Source organism: Pseudomonas sp. GW821-FHT09E12, assembly GCF_059416085.1.
The window spans coordinates 283787-304705 of sequence record NZ_JBWKOM010000003.1; the positions used below are offsets into that span (position 1 = coordinate 283787).

Sequence of the window (20919 nt, forward strand, 5' to 3'; positions counted from 1 at the left end):
CTACAGAGGCGATAGGTTTCAGGCGCGGGCCTCGACCGTGACCCAATAACGGGTGAAGCGCCGGACCTTCACCGGCAGGCTGATTTCCAGCAGGTCGAGGATCCGTTCGCTGTCGTCCAGTGGGTAACTGCCGGAGATCAGCAGGTCGGCGACCCGTGGATCGCAGTTGAGCTGGCCGCGACGGTAGCGGCCCAACTCGTCGAGGAAGTCCGCCAGGCGCATATGGGCAGCCACCAGCATGCCCTCGCTCCAGGCGCCGCTGCCGGCGTCCAGCGGCCGCGGGTTGTCCCAGGCGCTGCGGGTGAAGCTCAATTGTTGCCCCTTGCTTACCTGCAATGGTGCTGCCGAGTAATCCGACGGGCTTAGGCTGACGTTGCCCTCGAACACCGCCAGTTGGGTGCGCTGGCTGAACTGGCGCAGGTTCAAACGTGCGCCTTGCGGGCGCAGCAGGCCGTGGGTGCTCTGGATCAGCAGCGGCCGGCGGTCGGCCGCTGCGGTCAGCAGGATCTCCCCGGCCAACAGCCGGATCAGCCGTTGCTGGCCATCGAAACTCACGTCCACCGCGCTGTCGGTATTGAGCTGCAGCTGGCTGCCATCGCTCAGTTGCAGCGTGCGCCGCTGGCCCACCGGGCTGCGGTAGTCGGCCATCAGCGGGGTCAGCGGATTGTGTTCGCGCAAGCCCCAGGCCGCGGCGGAACCGGCGCCGAGGATCAGCAGCAGTTTCAGCGCCTGGCGCCGGCTGGAGGACTTCGGCGCGTTGAGCGCGGCATGGGCCAGGGGCGAAGACAGGCCGCGCAGCCGCTGGTTGACCCGCTGGATATGTTCCCAGGCCCGTTGATGTTCGCTGTGGGCGTCGTGCCACTGCTGCCAGGCCAGTTGCTGGCGCGGGCTGAGCGGCCCCGCCTGCATTTCGAGCAGCCAGTGCACGGCCTGTTCGGCGACCTGGGCGCCGATGTCCGGCGGACGGGGGAGTGCAGCGTTCACAGGGCGAAGTAACAGCGCAGGGCTGCCTTGTGCAGGTGGCGCTTGACCGTGGCGATGGAAATCCCCAGTTCGCGGGCGATCTCGCCGTGTTTCAGGCCATCGACCTGGGCCAGCAGGAACGCGCGTTTCACCAGGCGCGGCAAACCGTCGAGCAACTGGTCCAGCTCCATCAGGGTCTGCAGGATGATCGCCTTGTCCTCCTCGGACGGCGCCAGCAGTTCCGGCATCTGCGCCAGCGTGTCGAGGTAGGCCCGTTCCAGGTCCTGGCGCCGGTAGTGGTTGCACAGCACCCGTTTGGCGATGGTGGTGAGGAACGCCCGTGGCTCGACGATCGACGGCGTTTCCCGGGCGCTGAGCACCCGCATGAAGGTGTCCTGGGCCAGGTCGGCGGCGCTGTCGGGGCAGCCGAGCCGACGCCGCAACCAGCCGTTCAGCCAGCTGTGATGGGCGTGATAGAGGACTTCGACGGTAGAGGAGTGAGCCAAGCCGAACGCTCCGGCAGCATGAAAATGCTTAAGAGAACAAGAATTGTTCGCATTGTAGTGGCCGGGCATGGCATTGGGCAATCAACCCGGACCGACGGAAGAGCCCTCGGTGGGTTGTGGATTTTTTGCGCATGAGAATATTTATCATTAATATTGCGCCGACTTGAGCCCGCGTGAGGTATTTGCCAATGCCGGGCTGTCCTGGTTTCAAGGTCGAAACATGAAAAGCAAAGTTGCTGCGATCCCTTTTTCCTATCGTCTGGCCGTGACTTCACGGGTGCTGGCCGCGGTGTTCGGCGGGTACCTGCTGGCGGCGTTGTCCAGCATTTGCATGACCCTGCTGCTCCCTGTGTCCCGCGCCGATGCGGTATTCGGCGGCATGATGGCGTCCTTCCTGTTCTACCTGGTGGCGGTGCTCTGGTGCTTCGCCTGCCGCACGGCCTGGCAGGCCTGGTTCGGGTTGCTGCTGCCGGCGCTGGTGTTGGCGGCGATTTCTGCGTTGGCGTATTGGATGAATCTCTCATGAAGGAGGGATTTCGCCAGTCCATGGCCTGGTTGCACACTTGGGTCGGACTGGTATTCGGCTGGCTGCTGCTGGCGATTTTCCTGACCGGCACCCTGGCCTACTTCAAGGATGAAATCAGCCATTGGATGCAGCCCGAAGTGCCGTCGCGCTCGGTCAGCAACGAGACCAGCCTGATCCTCGCCCAGAGCTACTTGCAGCAGCACGCCCAGGGTGCCTCGCGCTGGTTCATCAACCTGCCCGATGCCCGCGAGCCGGTGTTGTCGGTGATGTGGCAATTTCCGGGCAAGCCCGGCGAGCGCGGCGCCTTTACCCAGAAACTGCTGGACCCGGCCACCGGCGCCGAGCTGCAGGCCCGCGATACCCGCGGCGGCGAATTCTTCTACCGTTTCCATTTCCAGTTGCAGATGCCCTATCCCTGGGGCCGCTGGCTGTCCACCGCGGCGGCCATGCTGATGTTCGTTGCCTTGATCAGCGGCATCATCATCCATAAGAAAATCTTCAAGGACTTCTTCACCTTCCGCCCTCGCAAGGGCCAGCGCTCCTGGCTCGACGGGCACAACGCGGTGGGTGTGCTGGTATTGCCGTTCCACCTGATGATCACCTACAGCAGCCTGGTGATCTTCATGTCGATGGTCATGCCGGCGAGCATCCTGGCCACCTACGGCGAAGACAGCCGGGCACTGTTCAATGAGGCGTTTCCCGCCACCAGCAACGCACCGGCCGCGGGCCGGACGGCGCCGCTGGTGCAGCTCGAACCGCTGTTGCAGCAGGCCCGCGAGCAGTGGCCGGGCGGCCGCGTGGGGCGTATCACGGTGAACAATCCAGGGGATGCCAATGCCTCGGTGAATGTCATGCGCCACGGTGGCGACCAGGTGGTTCGCGATTTTGGCAGTGCGGTTTCGTTCGACGGCGTCAGTGGCAAGCTGCTGCAGGTTGCCCCGCCGCAGTCGCCGATCGTCGCTATCCGAGGCGGTTTCTACGGGCTGCACATGGGCCTCTTCGCCGGGCCGCTGTTGCGCTGGCTGTACTTTATCTGCGGCCTGGCCGCCACCGCGATGATCGGCACCGGGCTGGTGATCTGGCTCGGCAAGCGCCAGCTCAAGCATGCCAAGAGCGGCGTGACGCCCTTCGAGTTGCGGCTGGTGGAAGTGCTGAACATCGCCAGCATGTCCGGCCTGGTGCTGGCCGTCGCCGCCTTCTTCTGGGCCAACCGCCTGTTGCCGGTGAGCTTCGCCGAGCGGGCGGACTGGGAAGTGAACAGCTTCTTTATCGTCTGGGGCCTGAGCCTGTTGCACGCCGCGCTGCGTCGCGGGCGCAAGGCCTGGGTCGAGCAGTTGGGCCTGGCGGCGTTGCTGCTGGCCAGTGTGCCGCTGCTGGATGCGCTGACGGTGCCCGATGTGCTGGATGGTTTCCTGGTGCACGGCGACTGGGTCCGGGCCGGGTTCGACCTGACCTGCCTGGCGGCGGGGCTGTTCCTGGCCTGGGCGGCCTGGAAGATGTCACGTCCTGCCTATCCCAACGCAGCCGCCCGCTCGCGACGGGCCGCCCTTGAAACCGAGGTGAATTGAATGCTCCTGGCGCTGCTGTTGTGTTACCCCGGTTTTGCCGGGTTGTGCCTGTCGATGGACCGTCACCACGCCGAACTCCTGGGCTACAAACCCACGGCCCGGCGCCGCAGTAGCCTGCGCCTCGGCGGCTGGTTGCTGCTGGCGGGTTCGCTGTGGGCGGCGATCGCGGCGGCTGGCTGGGCTTTCGGCCTGGTGCAGTGGTGCGCGGCCTTGATGCTAAGCGCCTTGTCGCTGGTGCTGTTGTTGCCGTATCAGCCGCGCCTGGCATTGCTGGCGGCCGGGCTGGGGCTGCTGGTCAGTCCGCTGGCCGCGTTGGCGCAATGAGCGCTGCGCAACGCCCAGCCTGAGGCGTTGGCTGCGATTGTTCGTTGACACGCGCCCCTCGCCAATCGTTATCTGGGCGCCCGCCGCAGCCGCAAGGCTGTCGGCGGTGGGTTCGAGGTCATCAAGGAAATACCTTTCTCATGGGTTCAGTACATCGTTTTTACACTCGCGGGCTGGGGTTGTTCCTGGCCTTGTCGCTGGCGGCTTGCGCCAGCCATCCCGGCGCCCGGTACGCTGCCAACCTGGATCAGGTCCTCGCCGACCCGGCGCTCCAGGGCGCCACGGTATCGCTGACGGTGCGCGATGCCGAGAGCGGTGCGGCCTTGTATCAGCACAACCCCGACAGCCGCCTGATCCCGGCTTCGAGCCTCAAGCTGCTGACCACCGCCGCCGCGCTGGACGTCCTCGGCCCCGACTACCGTTTTGCCACCGCGGTACTGGGCGACGGTGCGCAACAGGGCGAGCGGCTGCACGGCAATCTCTACCTGCGCGGCTCCGGCGACCCGAGCATGCAGGCCAAGGATTATCAGGAGCTGGCGGCGGCGGTGGCGCGTACCGGCATTCGTCAGGTCGCGGGTGACCTGGTGCTCGACGACACCGCCTTCGACGATCAACGACTCGGTGTCGATTGGGCCAGCGACGATGAAAGCCTGTATTACGCGGCGCAGATTTCCGCGCTCAATATTTCTCCCAACGACGACTTCGACGCCGGCAGCGTACTGGTTGCGGTAACGGCACCGACGGTGCCGGGAGCGCCGCTGGCGGTTCGCGTCAGCCCGGAAAACCGGCTGATGAGCTTGCGCAATCAGGGCCGGGTCGGGACGGCGGACAGCCTGCAGGTCGGCCGTGAGCATGGCAGCAATCTGCTGTTGATCAGTGGCGCCTTGCCGCCGGGGCAGTCGCGGCGCAATTGGGTCAGCGTGTGGGAACCGACCCGCCTGGTGGCGGACGTGTTCCAACAAGCGCTGGCCGAGCAGGGCGTGACGGTGCTGGGCCAGGTGCGCCTCGGCCAGCCCACGGCGCCCGCCGCCCGGGTGCTGGCCAGCCACTCGTCGATGCCGCTGGCGGGCCTGATCACGCCCTTGCTCAAGCTGTCGAACAACAACATGTCCGAGGTGCTGCTCAAGGCCATGGGCCGCAAGACCGCCAATGCCGGCACCGCCGCTGCCGGGGTGGCGGCCATCGAAGGCTTCCTGCGGCGCCAGGGCCTGAGCCCGCAAGGGTTGGTGCAGGTGGACGGTTCCGGGCTGTCGCGGCGCAACCAGATTTCCAGCCAGAGCCTCAGCGACCTGTTGCTGGTGGCGCGCAAGCAGCCTTGGTTCGCCACCTGGTACGCGGCGCTGCCGGTGGCTGGCGATGCCCAGCGCATGACCGGCGGCACCCTGCGTTATCGCCTGCAAGGCACCGGGGCTGTGGATAACCTGCACGCCAAGACCGGCTCGATGCAGGGCGTGTCGTCGCTGTCCGGGTATCTGCGAACGGCCGATGGTCGCCGGTTGGTGCTGGTGATGCTATCGAACAACTACCGTGCCGACGGCGCGCAGATCAAGGCCCTGGAAGACCGGGTGACGCGGGTGCTGTTGCAGTAAAAGCCTGGAACGACGGAGGGTAACCGATACACCGTCTTCGCGGGCAAGCCTCGCTCCTACAGGCGCCGCGTTCGTAGGAGCGAGGCTTGCCCGCGAAAAGGTGAGACGCGGTACGCCTGCCGATCACTCGCCGTCAGCCGAAAAACGCCTGGCGATATTCCCCGGGCGTGCCGCCCAGGGCCTGGCGAAAGCGGTTGGTGAAGTGGCTGGCGCTGGCGAAGCCGCAGGCCAGGGCAATCTCCCCCAGGGGCAGGCGGGTGCCGCGCAGCAGGTCGCGGGCATGTTTCAGGCGTCGCGCCAGCAGGTATTGATGGGGTGGCAGGCCGAAGCTTGCGCGGAACATCCGTGCGAAGTGGTATTCCGACAAGGCGCAGCGCGCGGCCAGTTGCCCGAGGCTGATCGACTCGGCCAGCTGGCTGTCGATGTATTCCACCAGTTGCCGGCGCTGGTGCGCCGCCAGCCCGCCCTTGAGGCGCAGGCCCTGGCGCTGGCCGACCTGGGTCAGCAGGGCATGGCTGAGCATCTCGTGGGCCAGGCTGCTGGTCAGCAGGCGCTCGCCGGGCTCGTCCCAGTTCAGCTGGATCAGTTGCCGAAAGCGCCTGGCCTGCTGTGGGTCGTCGAGGAAGGTGGTTTCCTGCAATTGCAGTTCGCGGGGGTCGCGGTCCAGCAGGGTCACGCAGCCCAGGGCAAATTGTTCCGGGCTGAAATACAGGTGGGCCAGGCGGATCCCGCCATTGATCACCCAGGCAGACTGGTGCTCGGCGGGCAGGATGCACAGCTTGTCCGGACCGCCCTTGGTCCCCGGCTGGCCGCGGCGAAAGGTCCCGGTGCCGCCGGCGATGTAGCACGACAGGGTGTGATGGCTCGGCGCTTCGTAGTCCTGGGCGTCGTGATGGTTGCTCCACAAGGCTGCGGCCAGGCCGTCACCGAGCTCGGCGCTGTGCTCCAGGCGAGCATTGGGCGAGCGGTTCAGGGCTTGAAAGACTTGCAGGGTTTCCAGTGCGGGCATGGCGGTCAGGTCTGAAATTGAACGGCATTCTGTAGCCGCTGCCGATAGGCTGCGATCGGCTCCGCAGGAGACGCGCTTTTGATATCGCAAGAAGGTCCTGCGGACCTTATCGCAGCCTGCGGCAGCGGCTACATGGCTCTGCATCCTACTCCGTGGGCGGCGCGCTGCCAGCCCGGCAACCGACAAAAGCGCAAGTTTATGCAAGCGCCCGGGCAGGCAATGGCCTGAGACTGGGTTGCCCTGCACAGGAGTCTCGCGCCATGAACCTCACGCTTTATCTGCTCACCGTCCTGATCTGGGGCACCACCTGGATTGCCCTCAAGTGGCAGTTGGGGGTGGTGGCGATTCCGGTGTCCATCGTCTATCGCTTCGCCCTGGCGGCCCTGGTGCTGTTCGTCATGCTGCTGCTCAGCCGCAAGCTGCAGGTGATGAACCGCCGCGGGCACCTGATCTGCCTGGCCCAGGGGCTGTGCCTGTTCTGTATCAACTTCATGTGCTTCCTGCACGCCAGCCAGTGGATTCCCAGCGGCCTGGTGGCGGTGGTGTTTTCCACGGCGACCCTGTGGAACGCCCTGAATGCCCGGGTGTTCTTCGCCCAGAAGATCGCCCGCAACGTACTGCTGGGCGGGGCGTTGGGGCTGCTGGGGCTGGGCCTGCTGTTCTGGCCGGAACTGGCGGGGCATAGCGCCAGCCCGCAAACCCTGCTCGGCCTGGGCCTGGCGCTGTTGGGCACCTTGTGTTTCTCGGCGGGCAACATGCTGTCCAGCCTGCAGCAGAAAGCCGGCCTCAGGCCGCTGACCACCAACGCCTGGGGCATGGCCTATGGCGCGGCGATGCTGGCGGGCTATTGCCTGGTCAAGGGCATCCCTTTCGATATGGAGTGGAACGCGCGCTACATCGGCTCCTTGCTGTATCTGGTGATCCCGGGATCGGTGATCGGCTTCACCGCCTACCTGACCCTGGTCGGCCGCATGGGCCCGGAGCGGGCGGCCTACTGCACCGTGCTGTTCCCGGTGGTGGCGCTGAATGTCTCGGCCTTCGCCGAAGGTTACCAATGGACCGCCCCGGCGCTGGCCGGGCTGGTCCTGGTGATGCTGGGCAACGTACTGGTGTTCCGCAAGCCCAGACTTGTGCCTGCATCTGCATCCGGATTTGAATCTGAATCTGTAGCCGCTGCCGAGCCTGCGAGGCTGCGAACGGCGGCGCAGCCGTCGCAAAACCAGGCGACCTGATTCTGCAGGTCTATCGCTGAAGGTCCTGCGGACCTTTTCGCAGCCTCGCAGGCTCGGCAGCGGCTACAGGTGGTGATAGGCAGTGGTATCAGCCTTTCCACACCTGCGGGTTGACCAGGTCTTGCGGACGCTCGCCGAGCAGGGCGCTGCGCAGGTTGGCCAGGGCGCGGTTGGCCATGGCGTCGCGGGTTTCATGGGTGGCCGAGCCGATATGCGGCAGGGTCACGGCGTTTTTCAGCTGGAACAGCGGCGACTCGGCCAGCGGTTCCTTCTCGTAGACGTCCAGGCCGGCGCCGCGAATGGTGCCGTTCTGCAGGGCTTCGATCAGCGCCGGCTCGTCCACCACCGGGCCGCGGGAGATATTCACCAGGATCGCGCCCGGCTTCATCAGCGCCAGTTCGCGGTGGCTGATCAGGTGCTTGGTCTTTTCACTCAACGGCACCACCAGGCAGACGAAATCCGCTTCGGCCAGCAACTGCTCGAGGCTACGCAACTGCGCGCCCAGCTCCTGTTCCAGCGCGGGCTTGCGGCTGTTGCCGCTGTAGATCACCGGCATGTTGAAGCCCAGGCGACCGCGTCGGGCGATGGCCGCGCCGATGTTGCCCATGCCGACAATCCCCAGGGTCTTGCCATGCACATCGCAACCGAACAGCGGTGCGCCGACGCTGGCCTGCCATTGCCCGGCCTTGGTCCAGGCGTCCAGTTCGGCGACGCGCCGGGCGCTGCTCATCAGCAGGGCGAAGGCCAGGTCGGCGGTGCTTTCGGTGAGCACGTCCGGGGTGTTGGTGAGCATGATCCCGCGTTCGTTGAAGTAGGCCAGGTCATAGTTGTCGTAGCCCACCGAGACGCTGGAGACCACTTCCAGCCGGCTGGCGTTTTCCAGCTGCGCGCGGCCCAGCTTGCGACCGACGCCGATCAGGCCGTGGGCGTGGGGCAGGGCTTCGTTGAATTGCGCGCCGATATCGCCCTGCTTGGGGTTGGGCACTATCACCTCGAAGTCCTGGCGCAGGCGCTCGATCATGTCCGGAGTGATGCGGCTGAAGGCAAGTACGGTCTTTTTCATCGCGGGAAAGCTCGTCAGGCAGAGGAGAATGCCAAGCAAGCTAACATTCCCCACGGGCTTTTTGTAGCGGCTGCGCAGGCGGTCAGGGCCGGATGATTCTGCGAATGTAGCCGCTGCCGCAGGCTGCGATCGGCCGGCACGGCCGTGACGTTCCAGCAGCCGCAGGAGGTCCTGCGGACCTTTCGCAGCCTGCGGCAGCGGCTACAGGGGGATACATGAGAAAGCCCCGATCAAGGGGCCAGGCGCACGCCGCTGAGTCCGCCGCTCAGTTCATAGGCCGTCAGCTCCGCCTGATGGGCGGCGAGAATCTCCGGCAGGGTGTTGCGCAGGTACTCGACCCAGGTCTTGATCTTGGCGTCCAGGTACTGGCGCGACGGGTAGATGGCGTACAGGTTCAGCTCCTGGGAGCGGTATTTGGGCATGACCCGCACCAGGGTGCCGTTGCGCAGGCCCTCGATGGCCGCGTACACCGGCAGCACGCCCAGGCCCATGCCGCTGGTGATCGCGGTTTTCAGCGCGTCGGCGGAGTTCACCAGGAACGGCGAGCCGTTGAGGGTGACCCCTTCCTGGCCCTCGGGGCCGTCGAACAGCCATTTGTCCAGGGCGATCACCGGGCTCACCAGGCGCAGGCAGGCATGGTTCGACAGGTCGCTGGGGCTGCTCGGGCAGCCGTTGGCTTTCACGTAGGCCGGCGAGGCGCAGACGATGCTGTAGGTGATGCCCAGGCGTTGGGAGACGAAACCCGAGTCCGGCAGCTCGCTGGCCAGCACGATGGACACGTCGTAACCCTCGTCCAGCAGGTCCGGCACGCGGTTGGCCAGGGTCAGGTCGAAGGTCACGTCCGGGTGCGACTTGCGGTAACGGGCGATGGCGTCGATCACATAGTGCTGGCCGATGCCGGTCATGGTGTGCACTTTCAACTGCCCCGACGGCCGCGCGTGGGCATCGCTGGCCTCGGCCTCGGCTTCTTCGACGTAGGCCAGGATCTGCTCGCAGCGCAGCAGGTAGCGCTTGCCGGCCTCCGTGAGCGCGATGCGGCGAGTGGTGCGGTTGAGCAAGCGGGTTTGCAGATGGGCCTCCAGATTGGAGACCGCGCGCGAGACATTCGCCGTGGTGGTGTCGAGCTGGACGGCGGCAGCGGTGAAGCTGCCGGCTTCGGCGACACAGCTGAAGGCACGCATGTTTTGCAAAGTGTCCATGGGGTGCTCTCTGGGGAGATGGCAAATTGTGACACGAAGTAACAGATTGTTGGCTATTGCACCAAGGGATTATCGCGCGAACGGTAATAAAGATTCACAGGAATCCCAGCTTATCGCCGTAAAGCCCGCCGCCTAGAATTGCGCCGATCTGTAGGGGCCGGCTGCCGGAGCCCGTGCAATGCGGTGGCTCAGTGACACCGTCTCGCGAGCACGCTCGCTCCTACAGGGATCCGCCTTCTCCCTATTTCAGGAATTCGCAGCAGTGCCGCGTCGCATCAGCAGAGAGCTGAAGACTCTCAGTGTTTGGGCTTTATCGTTAGCAATCAGCGGCTGCATCGGAACCGGGGGCATTGCCCCGCAGGGCAAGGCACTACCGGCCAATACACTGGCCACCGACGAGGCGATCCAGAGCGCCGCGCGCGACGCCCGCTGGCCCGCCGCCCAATGGTGGCAGGCCTATGGCGATGCGCAGCTGAACCACTGGGTGAGCCTGGCCGTGCAGGGCAGCCCGAGCATGGCCATGGCCGCCGCCCGGGTGCGCCAGGCGCGTGCCATGGCCGGCATCGCCGAGTCGGCCGAGTCGCTGCAGATCAAGGGCGACGCTACCCTCAAGCGCCACAACTGGCCCACCGATCAGTTCTACGGCCCGGGCGAACTGGCCAACAGCACCACCTGGGACAACAACGCCGCGCTCGGCTTCAGCTACGCCCTCGACCTCTGGGGCCGGGAAAGCAATGCCAGCGAGCGTGCCGTGGACCTGGCGCACATGAGCGCCGCCGAGGCGCGCCTGGCCCAGCTGGAACTGCAGAACAATGTCGTGCGCGCCTATATCCAGCTGTCGCTGCAATACGCCCAGCGCGACATCGTCCTCGCCACCCTGAAGCAGCAGGAACAGATCCTCGAACTGGCGCAAAAGCGCCTGGCCGGCGGCATCGGCACCCACTTCGAAGTCAGCCAGGCGCAGACTCCGCTGCCGGAAACCCATCGCCAGCTGGACGCCCTGGACGAAGAAATCGCCCTGGGCCGCAACCAGGTCGCCGCCCTGGCCGGCAAGGGACCGGGGGCGGGCGCGCAGTTGCAACGGCCGAGCCTGTCCCTGGCCGCGCCACTGAAACTGCCGTCGGCGCTGCCCGTCGAACTGCTCGGCCAGCGCCCGGACGTGGTCGCCAGCCGTTGGCAGGTGGCGGCCCAGGCCCGCGGCATCGATGTCGCCCACGCCGGCTTCTACCCCAACGTCGACCTGGTGGGCAGCCTCGGCTACATGGCCACCGGTGGCGGGGCGCTGGAGTTCCTCACCGGCAAGAAGCTCAACTACAACGTCGGTCCGGCCATCAGCCTGCCGATCTTCGACGGCGGCCGCCTGCGCGCCGAGCTGGGCGAGGCCGCGGCCGGTTATGACATCGCCGTGGCCCACTACAACCAGACCCTGGTCAACGCCCTGAAGAACATCTCCGACCAGCTGATCCGCCGCGCTTCCATGGACAAGCAGGCCGAGTTCGCCGCCGAGTCGGTGGCGTCGGCGCAGAAGACCTACGACATCGCCATGGTCGCCTTCCAGCGCGGCCTCACCGACTACCTCAATGTGCTCAATGCCCAGGGCATGCTGTTCCACCAGCAGCAGATCCAGCAGCAGGTCCAGGCCGCGCGCCTGAGCGCCCATGCCGAGCTGGTGACGGCCCTGGGCGGCGGCCTGGAGGCGGGGCGCGATGTGCCCGAGGACAGCCGGACCCAACCGAGCAAGACTCCGGCGGCGCTGGCCATCTTTGACCATTAAAAGCTGACCATTAAAAGCCGACCACCAAGTGCTGATCACCGAGTAAGCCCCCATGACTCCCTTGCCTGCTCCCTTGCGCTGGCTGTACTCCCTTGAATGGCGCCGGGGTTTCTTCGACTGGGCACGCAGCGACGGCGTGACCTGGGTCTATATCTTCAAGGTCCTGGCCGCCGCGTTCCTCACCCTGTGGCTGGCCATGCGCCTGGAGTTGCCGCAACCGCGCACGGCAATGATCACCGTGTTCATCGTCATGCAGCCGCAGAGCGGCCAGGTGTTCGCCAAGAGCTTCTATCGGTTTCTCGGCACCCTGGCCGGGTCGGCGGTGATGGTGGCGCTGATCGCCCTGTTCGCCCAGAACACCGAACTGTTCCTCGGTTCGCTGGCGATCTGGGTCGGCATCTGCTCGGCCGGCGCCGCGCGTTATCGCAACTTCCGCGCCTACGGCTTCGTGCTGGCCGGCTACACCGCGGCGATGGTCGGCTTGCCGGCCCTGGCCCATCCGGACGGGGCCTTTATGGCGGCGGTGTGGCGGGTGCTGGAGATCTCCCTGGGGATTCTCTGCTCGACCCTGGTCAGCGCCGCGATCCTGCCGCAGACCGCCAGCGCGGCGATGCGCAACGCCTTGTACCAGCGCTTCGGGGTGTTCGCCCTGTTCGTCACCGACGGTTTGCGCGGCCGCAGCCAGCGCGACGCGTTCGAGAGCGGCAACGTGCGTTTCATCGCCGAAGCGGTGGGCCTGGAGGGCCTGCGCAGCGTCACCGTCTTCGAAGACCCGCACATGCGTCGGCGCAACGGTCGCCTGAGCCGTTTGAACAGCGAGTTCATGGGCATCACCACCCGTTTCAACGCCCTGCACCAGTTGCTCGAACGCCTGCGCAGCAGCGCCGCCGAGTATGTGCTGGCGGCGACCAAACCGGGGTTGCAGGACCTCGCCGAACTGCTGGACGGCTTCTCCGGCCGCGCCCTGACCAGCCCCGATGCTGCGCGCCTGGCCGAGCAGCTGGCGAGCTACAAGGCCGAGCTGCCGACGCGGGTGCGGAGCATGCGCGCGCTGTTCCAGGAACATGAGCCGAGCGATGCCGAGCAGCTGGATTTCCACACCGCCTATGAGCTGCTCTATCGCTTCGTCGACGAGCTGCACAGCTACGCCCAGACCCACGCATCCCTGGCCGAACACAGCCATGAACGCGAGCGCTGGGACGAGCCCTTCACCCCGCAGACCAACTGGCTGGCCTCGGCCGCCTCGGGGATCCGCGCCTCGTTCATCCTGATCGTGCTCGGCAGCTACTGGGTCGCCACCGCCTGGCCCAGCGGCGCCACCATGACCCTGATCGCGGCGGCCACCGTCGGCCTCTCGGCCGCCACGCCGAACCCGAAACGCATGGCCTTCCAGATGGCCTGCGGCACCTTGATCGGGGCCGTGGTCGGCTTCGTCGAGATGTTCTTCGTGTTCCCCTGGATCGACGGTTTTCCACTGCTGTGCGTGATGCTGGCGCCGGTGATCGTGCTCGGTTCGTTCCTCGCTTCCCGCCCGCAGTACGCCGGGGTCGGCCTGGGGCTGCTGATCTTCTTCAGCACCGGTTCGGTGCCGGACAACCTGACCGTCTACAACCCCTACGCCTTCATCAACGACTACATCGCCATGGTCATGGGCATGCTGGTCTGCGCCGCCGCCGGGGCGATCATCCTGCCGCCCAACAGCCGCTGGCTATGGCGCCGTCTGGAGCAGGACCTGCGTGGCCAGGTGGTGTACGCCATCAGCGGCAAGCTCAAGGGCCTGGCGTCGAGCTTCGAAAGCCGCACCCGCGACCTGCTGCACCAGGCCTATGGCCTGGCGGCGGGGCAGCCGCAGGTGCAGCGCGAGCTGCTGCGCTGGATGTTCGTGGTGCTGGAGGTGGGCCACGCGATCATCGAGCTGCGCAAGGAGCAGGCGATCCTCCCGGTGCACCCGGCCTATGCCGAATCCCAGCCGTGGCGCCAGGCGATCCGGGTCATGGGCCGTTCGCTGGTACGGCTGTTCCTGCAACCGGGCCAGAGCAACCTTGCGCGCGCGCTGGTCGCGGTCGATCACGCGATCGGCCGGGTCCAGACCAGCGACGAGCCCTTCGCTCCGCACTTCGATACCTCGGTCTTGCGCCGGGTGAAGAGCTACCTGCACTTCATCCGCAGCTCATTGCTCGACCCGCAATCGCCGCTGGCCGCCTACGCCGCACAGCCCATACAGGCCCCGACCCAAGGACTTGAACATGCCTCGTGAAATCGCCTTCCACGGCGTGTACATGCCGACCATGACCCTGATGTTCTTCATTGCCGCGGCCCTGGCCTGGGCCCTGGACCGCTTCATCTCGGGTTATGACCTGTACCGTTTTTTCTGGCACCCGGCGCTGCTGCGCCTGAGCCTGTTCTGCTGTCTGTTCGGCGCCATGGCGCTGACTGTCTACCGTTGAGAGTCCTTTGATGAAAAAGTTTTTCAGCCTGCTCGCGACCCTGCTGGTGCTGGCCCTGGCCCTGTGGATCGGCCGCACCCTGTGGGTGCATTACATGAACACGCCGTGGACCCGCGACGGCCGGGTGCGCGCCGACATCATCAACGTCGCCGCCGACGTCACCGGGGAAGTGGTGGACGTGCCGGTGCGCGACAACCAGCTGGTGCAAAAGGGCGACCTGCTGATGCAGATCGACCCCGAGCACTACCGGATCGCGGTCAAGCAGGCGCAGTCGCTGGTGGCTTCGAGAAAGGCCACCTGGGAGATGCGCAAGGTCAACGCCCACCGCCGCGCCGACCTGGACAACCTGGTGATCTCCAAGGAGAACCGCGACGACGCCAGCAACATCGCCGACTCGGCCCTGGCCGACTACCAGCAGGCCCAGGCGCAACTGGAGGCCGCCGAGCTCAACCTCAAGCGCACCCAGGTACGCGCCGCGGTCGATGGCTACGTGACCAACCTCAACGTGCACCGCGGCGACTACGCGCGCATCGGCGAACCGAAGATGGCGGTGGTCGACAGGCATTCGTTCTGGGTCTACGGCTTCTTCGAGGAAACCAAGCTGCCCCATGTGCGCGTCGGCGATAAGGCCGAGATGCAACTGATGAGCGGCGAGGTGCTCAAGGGTCATGTGGAGAGTATTTCCCGCGGCATCTACGATCGCGACAACCCGGAAAGCCGCGAGCTGATCGCCGACGTCAACCCGACCTTCAACTGGGTGCGCCTGGCCCAGCGCGTGCCGGTGCGCATCCATATCGACGAGGTGCCGGAAGGCGTGCTGCTGGCGGCGGGGATTACCTGCACGGTGGTGGTGAAGGAGGGTGGGGATGCGCAGTGATCGGGCCGCTGCCGGGCGTGCCTGGGCGGCATCTCTGGCGAACCGGCTCCCGCGACATATTGCGGGAGCCGGCGGGCGACCAGGCGCTATCGAGCTGGAGAGCGAGGGTTACTTGTAGCTTTTCTGCATGATCGCCAGGGACTTCTTCGCCGTAGCCTCCAAGCCGTCGTCAACGTGGTTGATGGCGACCACCAGCTTCGGGTTCTGCAGCACATCGACACCGGGGTAACGCTGCTGGGCCAGCCGCGAGACGATGATGTACTGGGTCACCGCGTAATGCAGTTTGAACTTGCCGCTGTCCCGGGCCTTGGCGATGGCCGCTTTGACAAAGGCCTGGCGCTCGGCCGTCGTCATGCCCTTGAACAGGTCGGGGATATCGAAATGGATCTCGGCCGAGAAAATGGCCACCTCCTCAGCTCGCGCCTCGTCGTACATCACCTGCTTGCTGGTCACGCGCGCCTTCAGCTCGCTGAAGCGTTGTTCGCCTTCGGCCAGTTGCTCCGGGCTCATCTTGCCTTTCAAGGCATCCAGCTGGCTGGTGTCTTCGGTGTTATCGATGACCTTCAGCCAGGCATAGGCCTTCACCAGGTTGCCAGACTCTTCGGCTGCGTCGGCCAGGCTCTGCTGCGGCTCCGGGTTGCCGTGCAGCGCCGAGCGCTCCAGCCAGCGCACCGCCAGCTGCCGGTCCTGGGGGATGTCCTTGTCGCCGAACCAGTAGGTGGCGTACATGCCGTACTCGGCGCACCAATCGTTCTGCGAGGCCGAGTAGGCGATGTAGTTGAAGGACTCGCGGTCGCGCTCGGCCTTGGGTCTGTCCGTTTCCTGATCGGTGCTGGTGGACAGGTAGCAGAACGCCCGGGTGTAGTTCGGCGCGGCCATGGCGAAGCAGCTCTTGGCGTTCGTGTAGTCCTCGGCCTCGTAGAGTTTGTAACCGGCGCCGTACAGCACATCGGCGTCCATGGCCGGGTTGCAGTACTCGTTGGCGCTGACCTTGGGCAAGACGCTTTCCAGCGTCAGCTTGGGCAGGGTGTCATTCAGTTCGGGGACTTTCGGCTCGGTTTTTTCTGGAGCCGTGGTGGCGCAAGCCGCCAGCAAGGCAGCCAATGCCAGTGGCAGCACGTTGAACAATTTCAATGGATATTCCCTGATCTGCGATTGAATGAAGAGGCGCATGGAATGCAGCAGGGACAGGACGGGAGAGGGGGGAGCTTGAGCAGTTCCGTGCTTTCAGTGTCGACGTCAGCGATTCCATGCTGTGTTGAGCGCAAGCGCTCAAGAGGCGCGCATTCTACTGGGATTGCGAGGGGGCACAACCTCAGCATGAAGCTAGATTGCTGGAGGAACGGCCGGGGCCCTTCGTCGGCAAGCCGGCGCCTAAAAACAGTGGCATACATAGGCCCCTATAGGTAGGCGCGGCCGGGCGGCGTTCCATGTGCCGACGAAGACGCGGTTACAGGGCTGCCTGGCCGAGGATCACGTCGGCTTTCTTCACGGCATCCGCCACTTCCAGCTCTTTATCGCTGAGCAGTTCCACGATCTGCGGGTTCTGCAGCACATCGACGCCGGCCTGCTTCAATTGCGCCTGCCGCGCGATGATCACATAAGCGTACAGCTGGCCACGGGTGCTGAACTCGGGACGGGTGCTCACCGTGGCCACGGCCTGCTCCATGAGGGCATGACGCTCGGCCACCGAGAGGCCCTTGAAGGTCTCGGGGTATTCCATATGGATGTTCGCCGAGTACACCGCGATGTTCTCCTCGCGGGCTTCCTTGCGCACCGCGTCCTTGCTGGTGACGTGCTTGCCCAGTTGCTCGAAACCTTGTTCGCCTTCGCTGATTTGCTGCGGGTTCATCCGTTGTTTCAAGGCGTCGATCTGTGCGCTGTCATCCAGGACCCTGGCCCAGCTGTAGGCCAGCGGCAGATTGTTCTTGTTGCTGTGCAGGCGCACCAGGGTCTGTTGCGCGTCCGCATCGCCATGGCGCGCGGAGCGCTCCAGCCAGCGCAGGCCGAGGTCGCTGTCCGGGGTCTGCCCGCGCATGCCGTAGGTGAAGTTCTGGAACATGCCGAACTCGGCGCAGGAGTCGTTCTTCACTGCGGAATAGGCCATGTAGCCGAAGGCTTCGCGGTCGCGCTCGGCGCTGTCCTTGCTGCTGTCCTGTTCCGCGATGCTCGCCAGGTAGCACAGGGCCCGGTCGTGGGTGGGGGCGGCCATGATCAGGCAACTGCGCGCCTGCTCGGGTTTGTCGTCGTTGTACAGCTGGTAGCCGATGCCATACAGCAGATCGCTGTCCAGCTTGGGGTTGCAGTACTCGTTGGCGACGGCTGGCGGCAACAGCTCCTTGAGGCTGAGCTGGGGCAGGGTGGCGTTCAGCTCCTCGTCTGGCGATGGCGCGCAGCCGATAAGCGCGGTGGCCAGTACCAGCGGCAGCAAGTGTTGAGGTTTCAATGGATATTCCCTGATCGACGATTGAGTGACGGCGAGCATGGAAGAGGGGGGAGTTTCAGCGGTTCGCCAGCGATCCATGCGGCCTGATCGAGGCCCTGGGAGCCTCGAGTGCGCGCATTCTACTGGGATTGGGAGAGGGTACAACCTAGGCGACTAAAAGACGTTTTCTGGAACCCGTGGGAACAGCCGGGCGACGTTCCGCTGCCGGTGATCGGCCGTTACAGTTTTGCGCCCAGGCCAAAACGCTTCATCAGCGCCTTCTCCAGCAAACCCTTGGGCAACAGACTGGCCATCAAGGGCAACGCCCGGCTGCCATTACCGATCCGAACCAGGCGCGGTGGTTTGTCCTGCTGCACGGCCTTGAGCAGCCTGGCGGCAAATTCGCTGGCGGGCGTCGGGTGGTCCTGGGAGGCCCTGGCCCGTGCGCGGATGCCTTCGCGCAATGGCCACCAGGGCGATCGTTCGGTCAACAGCTGTTCGGCTTCGTGCCCGGCATTCTTGGCAAAGCTCGAAGCGATAGCCCCGGGCTGGACCTCCATCACCCGGATGCCGAACGGCGCCAGTTCCATGCGCAGCGCATCGCTCAAGGCATGCACCGCCGCCTTGGAGGCGCAGTAGGCACCGGCAAAAGGCGTCACCAGGACGCCCGACACACTGCCGACATTCACCACCAGCCCGCGGCTGCGGCGCAGCGCCGGGAACATGGCCCGGGTCACGCCGACCAGGGCAAACACATTGGTTTCGAACTGCCGCTGCATGGCCTCGACACCGCCATCGAGCAGCGGGCCCATGGCGCCATAACCGGCGTTGTTGATCAGCAGGTCGAGGCCGCCATATTGCTGGTTGATGCGTTCGCCCAGGGCGGTGAGCGCCGGGCCGTCGTTGACGTCCAGTTGCACCGTGTCAAAACCCGCGGCTTGCAGCATGGCCACGTCCTCGGCCCTGCGGGCGGTGGGCAGGACGGTGAAACCGGCGGCCTTGAAAACATCCGCCAGGGCGCGGCCGATGCCGCTGGAACAACCGGTGATCAGCGCAACGGGCATGGCGCGGTCCTTGTGCAAAAAGAGGGAAGGGGGGAATCAGTCGGAGAAACTGCCCTGCAAGCGCTCGGCGCGAAACTCCAGGGTTTGCGGGCGGTAGCCGGGGCGCAGCGGCGGCAGGGGCAGGCAGTCTTCCCAGTTGGCGCCGGCCTGCAACTCGCCGGGGCCGCGATAACGCGGGGCGCTGTACTGGTTGTCGGCCAGGTTCACGGTGTCACCCGGGGCGTAGGCGGCGACGCGCCAGCGCAGTTCGGTCAGCGGCACATCGTTGCCGTTGTTCATCTTCAGCAGCAGCGGGCGATCCGCCGGGCAATGCTCGGGGGCATAACTGATGCGCAATTCCAGGCGCGCCAGTTGCTGGGCTTCGCGGTTGTCCAGCCAGACCACCCACACCGCCACCAGGCCCAGCCCGACAGCGGCGGCCATGGACACCGGCAAGGCCTTGGCGGGGTAACGGACCAGCAGGATCAGCCAGGTGATAACCAGCAGAACGCCGATGAACATGAGGTGAACCTCGGGGGGAAATAGAGCAGTCATCCTACCTAAGCGTAGGTGGGATTGGCCAACCCTGATCCCAGGACGGAGAGGGCGCAGTGGCGCGGCATTTCGGAAAGATTTTGAAAAGGATTGGGGATTGTCTGTTTTTCGAGCATTCGGCAGAGTCGGTTTTCTCGCCAGTTTCGATAGGGAAGTTGAAATGTCTGGGAAACCTGCCGCGCGCGTTGGCGATCCAACCGCCTGCCCTTTGCCTGGTCACGGTACCAATCCGATAACCAGTGGCTCGCCTGATGTCCTCTTTGACCACCTGCCCGCCGCACGGGAGGGTGACCCGACCGCTTGCGGTTCAGCATTGAACGCCAATGTCATTCCCAACGTACTGATCAACGGAAAGCCAGTCGCTGTCCTGGGTTCCCTGGGCAGTCACGGCAATGTGGTTATGGGTGGTTCGGGGACGATCATCATCGGCAATAGTGGCGGCGGTGCGGTGTCCTCCGCAGTAGCCGCACTCCCCTCCGTACCCGGATTATGTTTGAAGTGCCTGCTGCTGGCCGCTCAGCGCAATCAGACCTTTGTCCCGCTGGAAGCACTGGGGAGCAGCGCATGAGGCGTGTCGGCTCTTTATTCTGGCAGCTCTCGGAACCCTCCGGGCCGTCGTCCAGACTGCTTGCCCTTATCGATGGCGCCCGCTATCTGACGTTGAACAAACGCCTTGAAGAGGCGGGCGACAGCATCCGTTTTCACTGGCTCCTGAGCGCTGGCGCACTGGATGAAATTCGCCATGCCGGCCCGGTACTGGTTGAGTTTCCAGACTCCAGGAGCGGTTTGCACGGGGCATTCGGCAACTGGCTGATTACGCGGGACCAGCAGACGCCGATGGTCTCCTGGCTTTGGAGTGATCAGCCTTTCGACATCCTGCGCGATTATCACCAGGGCTTGTTGTTCAGCCAAATGCCGGATGGGCGCCGAGCACTGTTTCGTTACTACAGTCCCGAGGTCAGGCGTGCGCTGGACAAGGTGATATCACCCTCCCAGATCCAGCAGATCATGCGTCATGTCCAGGACTGGCTGGTCTGGCAACCCCTGCAAGGTTGCTATCTCAGCTACGGTGTCGAGCAGGTAGGGGAGCACGCATGTTTGAGTTGAGTGTCGAGCAGCTTTCACAACTGGATGACATTCGTCAGAACGAAGTGTTTGAGCGGTTGTTACTGGAACTACAGCAGGAGAACCCTGAGTGGTTGTCCAGAAAGGGCCTGATGCCGGCTCTACAGATGTTGAAAGACCTGCGTGAGCGTGCGTGGAGTTTTGGCATCAGGGAGCCCGAGTCCGTCGAGCATTTTTTGCGGCATGGATTGACCTTTACCGACTTTGACAAGCAGCCGGCCTTTATCGAGTTCATGAACAGGCCTGTAGCGGATAGCCCCGAACGGCGATTCGAGGATTACGAGGATATCGTGGCGTTCAGGATGAACATGCAGCACTGGCGGGATATGCAAGCCGCCGGGGAGATTCGACCATGAGTGGACTGGGGATTCTGCCAAGTACAGGGCCGATGGTTATTCGCGTGGCGCCTCGCTTGGGGCCACGTTTACCGTTCGAGATTCCAGCCCCGCCTCCCAGGCTGCCGATGCCCGCTCCTCGGCCAATGCCGATGCCGGCGCCCAGGCCCACTCAGCCACTGCCTGCGCCCAGGCCAATCCCGCAGCCCGTCCCTTTGCCGCAGACGCAACCCCAGGCAAAACCCAGGGTAGATGCGCCTCCGACGACCGCTGAGCGGACTCGGGAAGCCGAGCGCGACTGTAAGGTCAAGCGGGACAAGGACTGTGTGAAATGCCCACCCGAACAGGGAACCATGACG

21 protein-coding genes are annotated in these 20919 nt (G+C 65.0%); 12 read left to right on the forward strand and 9 right to left on the reverse strand.

What is annotated here, in order from left to right; all coding sequences use genetic code 11:
- Positions 1 to 18: 18 nt before the first annotated feature.
- Entirely contained in the window at positions 19 to 984 is a 966-nt protein-coding gene (locus tag AC07PQ_RS09815; RefSeq protein ID WP_493185418.1) for a FecR domain-containing protein, read from the reverse strand.
- A complete protein-coding gene (locus AC07PQ_RS09820; RefSeq protein WP_097135882.1) occupies positions 981 to 1469 on the reverse strand; it encodes a sigma-70 family RNA polymerase sigma factor in 489 nt (162 codons plus the stop codon). Before AC07PQ_RS09820 ends, AC07PQ_RS09815 begins: the two co-directional genes overlap by 4 nt.
- Positions 1470 to 1689: 220 nt before the next feature.
- On the opposite strand from AC07PQ_RS09820, the gene AC07PQ_RS09825 reads away from it, so the two are divergent.
- The 4 genes from AC07PQ_RS09825 (at position 1690) to dacB (ending at position 5476) form a co-directional block, all read left to right on the forward strand.
- On the forward strand, positions 1690 to 1995 hold the full coding sequence (locus AC07PQ_RS09825; protein WP_007929383.1) for a DUF3649 domain-containing protein: 306 nt from the start codon (positions 1690 to 1692) through the stop codon (positions 1993 to 1995).
- Positions 1992 to 3563: a PepSY-associated TM helix domain-containing protein gene (locus AC07PQ_RS09830; RefSeq protein WP_493185419.1), complete on the forward strand. Its 1572-nt coding sequence runs from the start codon at positions 1992 to 1994 to the stop codon at positions 3561 to 3563. Before AC07PQ_RS09825 ends, AC07PQ_RS09830 begins: the two co-directional genes overlap by 4 nt.
- Positions 3564 to 3887, forward strand: coding sequence for a DUF3325 domain-containing protein (locus AC07PQ_RS09835; protein ID WP_493185420.1), 324 nt, complete (start codon positions 3564 to 3566; stop codon positions 3885 to 3887).
- A gap of 140 nt (positions 3888 to 4027) precedes the next feature.
- On the forward strand, positions 4028 to 5476 hold the full coding sequence (dacB, locus tag AC07PQ_RS09840; protein ID WP_493185421.1) for a D-alanyl-D-alanine carboxypeptidase/D-alanyl-D-alanine endopeptidase: 1449 nt from the start codon (positions 4028 to 4030) through the stop codon (positions 5474 to 5476).
- A gap of 133 nt (positions 5477 to 5609) precedes the next feature.
- On the opposite strand, the gene AC07PQ_RS09845 is transcribed toward dacB, so the two are convergent.
- Positions 5610 to 6485 (reverse strand): helix-turn-helix domain-containing protein, encoded by an 876-nt coding sequence (locus tag AC07PQ_RS09845; RefSeq protein ID WP_493185422.1) that lies wholly within the window; start codon positions 6483 to 6485, stop codon positions 5610 to 5612.
- 260 nt (positions 6486 to 6745) lie between these two features.
- On the opposite strand from AC07PQ_RS09845, the gene AC07PQ_RS09850 reads away from it, so the two are divergent.
- Entirely contained in the window at positions 6746 to 7717 is a 972-nt protein-coding gene (locus tag AC07PQ_RS09850; protein ID WP_493185423.1) for a DMT family transporter, read from the forward strand.
- A gap of 88 nt (positions 7718 to 7805) precedes the next feature.
- On the opposite strand, the gene AC07PQ_RS09855 is transcribed toward AC07PQ_RS09850, so the two are convergent.
- Both AC07PQ_RS09855 and AC07PQ_RS09860 read right to left on the reverse strand, forming a co-directional pair.
- The gene (locus AC07PQ_RS09855; RefSeq protein ID WP_007930993.1) at positions 7806 to 8780 is read right to left on the reverse strand and encodes a 2-hydroxyacid dehydrogenase; all 975 of its coding nucleotides are present in this window, start codon (positions 8778 to 8780) and stop codon (positions 7806 to 7808) included.
- A 230-nt stretch (positions 8781 to 9010) separates the two neighbouring features.
- Complete coding sequence (locus AC07PQ_RS09860) at positions 9011 to 9979, reverse strand: LysR family transcriptional regulator (protein ID WP_007930066.1); 969 nt, start codon at positions 9977 to 9979, stop codon at positions 9011 to 9013.
- A 262-nt stretch (positions 9980 to 10241) separates the two neighbouring features.
- Here AC07PQ_RS09860 and AC07PQ_RS09865 point away from each other — a divergent pair, with 262 nt between their 5' ends.
- The 4 genes from AC07PQ_RS09865 to AC07PQ_RS09880 are packed head-to-tail and all read left to right on the forward strand — an operon-like array spanning position 10242 to position 15077.
- Complete coding sequence (locus AC07PQ_RS09865; protein ID WP_493185424.1) at positions 10242 to 11753, forward strand: efflux transporter outer membrane subunit; 1512 nt, start codon at positions 10242 to 10244, stop codon at positions 11751 to 11753.
- A gap of 52 nt (positions 11754 to 11805) precedes the next feature.
- Positions 11806 to 14010 (forward strand): FUSC family protein, encoded by a 2205-nt coding sequence (locus tag AC07PQ_RS09870; RefSeq protein WP_493185425.1) that lies wholly within the window; start codon positions 11806 to 11808, stop codon positions 14008 to 14010.
- Complete coding sequence (locus tag AC07PQ_RS09875) at positions 14000 to 14200, forward strand: DUF1656 domain-containing protein (RefSeq protein WP_007930063.1); 201 nt, start codon at positions 14000 to 14002, stop codon at positions 14198 to 14200. Before AC07PQ_RS09870 ends, AC07PQ_RS09875 begins: the two co-directional genes overlap by 11 nt.
- Before the next feature lie 10 nt (positions 14201 to 14210).
- A complete protein-coding gene (locus AC07PQ_RS09880; protein ID WP_007930062.1) occupies positions 14211 to 15077 on the forward strand; it encodes an efflux RND transporter periplasmic adaptor subunit in 867 nt (288 codons plus the stop codon).
- 108 nt (positions 15078 to 15185) lie between these two features.
- Here AC07PQ_RS09880 and AC07PQ_RS09885 read toward each other — a convergent pair whose 3' ends face one another.
- From AC07PQ_RS09885 to AC07PQ_RS09900, 4 genes are all read right to left on the reverse strand, one after another.
- Complete coding sequence (locus AC07PQ_RS09885; protein ID WP_493185426.1) at positions 15186 to 16211, reverse strand: SEL1-like repeat protein; 1026 nt, start codon at positions 16209 to 16211, stop codon at positions 15186 to 15188.
- 316 nt (positions 16212 to 16527) lie between these two features.
- Positions 16528 to 17523: an SEL1-like repeat protein gene (locus tag AC07PQ_RS09890; RefSeq protein ID WP_238543452.1), complete on the reverse strand. Its 996-nt coding sequence runs from the start codon at positions 17521 to 17523 to the stop codon at positions 16528 to 16530.
- A gap of 218 nt (positions 17524 to 17741) precedes the next feature.
- Positions 17742 to 18566 (reverse strand): SDR family oxidoreductase, encoded by an 825-nt coding sequence (locus AC07PQ_RS09895; RefSeq protein WP_493185427.1) that lies wholly within the window; start codon positions 18564 to 18566, stop codon positions 17742 to 17744.
- Positions 18567 to 18602: 36 nt separating this feature from the next.
- Positions 18603 to 19067 carry a hypothetical protein gene (locus AC07PQ_RS09900; protein ID WP_009042259.1) on the reverse strand — a complete coding sequence of 155 codons (465 nt, stop codon included), beginning with the start codon at positions 19065 to 19067 and terminating at the stop codon, positions 18603 to 18605.
- A 193-nt stretch (positions 19068 to 19260) separates the two neighbouring features.
- Here AC07PQ_RS09900 and AC07PQ_RS09905 point away from each other — a divergent pair, with 193 nt between their 5' ends.
- The 3 genes from AC07PQ_RS09905 to AC07PQ_RS09915 are packed head-to-tail and all read left to right on the forward strand — an operon-like array spanning position 19261 to position 20581.
- The gene (locus tag AC07PQ_RS09905) at positions 19261 to 19668 is read left to right on the forward strand and encodes a PAAR domain-containing protein (protein WP_081502472.1); all 408 of its coding nucleotides are present in this window, start codon (positions 19261 to 19263) and stop codon (positions 19666 to 19668) included.
- Positions 19665 to 20207, forward strand: a complete 543-nt coding sequence (locus AC07PQ_RS09910; protein ID WP_053259704.1) for a DUF4123 domain-containing protein — start codon at positions 19665 to 19667, stop codon at positions 20205 to 20207. The genes AC07PQ_RS09905 and AC07PQ_RS09910 overlap by 4 nt, the downstream gene beginning before the upstream one ends.
- The gene (locus AC07PQ_RS09915; protein WP_493185428.1) at positions 20195 to 20581 is read left to right on the forward strand and encodes a hypothetical protein; all 387 of its coding nucleotides are present in this window, start codon (positions 20195 to 20197) and stop codon (positions 20579 to 20581) included. The genes AC07PQ_RS09910 and AC07PQ_RS09915 overlap by 13 nt, the downstream gene beginning before the upstream one ends.
- Positions 20582 to 20919: the final 338 nt, after the last annotated feature.

Bases quoted from the DNA above. Each gene is read 5' to 3' on its own strand.
- AC07PQ_RS09845 (WP_493185422.1), bottom strand. From the start codon at position 6,485: ATGCCCGCACTGGAAACCCTGCAAGTCTTTCAAGCCCTGAACCGCTCG.
- AC07PQ_RS09835 (WP_493185420.1), top strand. From the start codon at position 3,564: ATGCTCCTGGCGCTGCTGTTGTGTTACCCCGGTTTTGCCGGGTTGTGC.
- AC07PQ_RS09875 (WP_007930063.1), top strand. From the start codon at position 14,000: ATGCCTCGTGAAATCGCCTTCCACGGCGTGTACATGCCGACCATGACC.
- AC07PQ_RS09880 (WP_007930062.1), top strand. From the start codon at position 14,211: ATGAAAAAGTTTTTCAGCCTGCTCGCGACCCTGCTGGTGCTGGCCCTG.
- AC07PQ_RS09850 (WP_493185423.1), top strand. From the start codon at position 6,746: ATGAACCTCACGCTTTATCTGCTCACCGTCCTGATCTGGGGCACCACC.
- AC07PQ_RS09855 (WP_007930993.1), bottom strand. From the start codon at position 8,780: ATGAAAAAGACCGTACTTGCCTTCAGCCGCATCACTCCGGACATGATC.
- dacB (WP_493185421.1), top strand. From the start codon at position 4,028: ATGGGTTCAGTACATCGTTTTTACACTCGCGGGCTGGGGTTGTTCCTG.
- AC07PQ_RS09900 (WP_009042259.1), bottom strand. From the start codon at position 19,067: ATGTTCATCGGCGTTCTGCTGGTTATCACCTGGCTGATCCTGCTGGTC.
- AC07PQ_RS09905 (WP_081502472.1), top strand. From the start codon at position 19,261: ATGTCTGGGAAACCTGCCGCGCGCGTTGGCGATCCAACCGCCTGCCCT.
- AC07PQ_RS09895 (WP_493185427.1), bottom strand. From the start codon at position 18,566: ATGCCCGTTGCGCTGATCACCGGTTGTTCCAGCGGCATCGGCCGCGCC.
- AC07PQ_RS09830 (WP_493185419.1), top strand. From the start codon at position 1,992: ATGAAGGAGGGATTTCGCCAGTCCATGGCCTGGTTGCACACTTGGGTC.
- AC07PQ_RS09860 (WP_007930066.1), bottom strand. From the start codon at position 9,979: ATGGACACTTTGCAAAACATGCGTGCCTTCAGCTGTGTCGCCGAAGCC.
- AC07PQ_RS09870 (WP_493185425.1), top strand. From the start codon at position 11,806: ATGACTCCCTTGCCTGCTCCCTTGCGCTGGCTGTACTCCCTTGAATGG.
- AC07PQ_RS09910 (WP_053259704.1), top strand. From the start codon at position 19,665: ATGAGGCGTGTCGGCTCTTTATTCTGGCAGCTCTCGGAACCCTCCGGG.
- AC07PQ_RS09915 (WP_493185428.1), top strand. From the start codon at position 20,195: ATGTTTGAGTTGAGTGTCGAGCAGCTTTCACAACTGGATGACATTCGT.
- AC07PQ_RS09825 (WP_007929383.1), top strand. From the start codon at position 1,690: ATGAAAAGCAAAGTTGCTGCGATCCCTTTTTCCTATCGTCTGGCCGTG.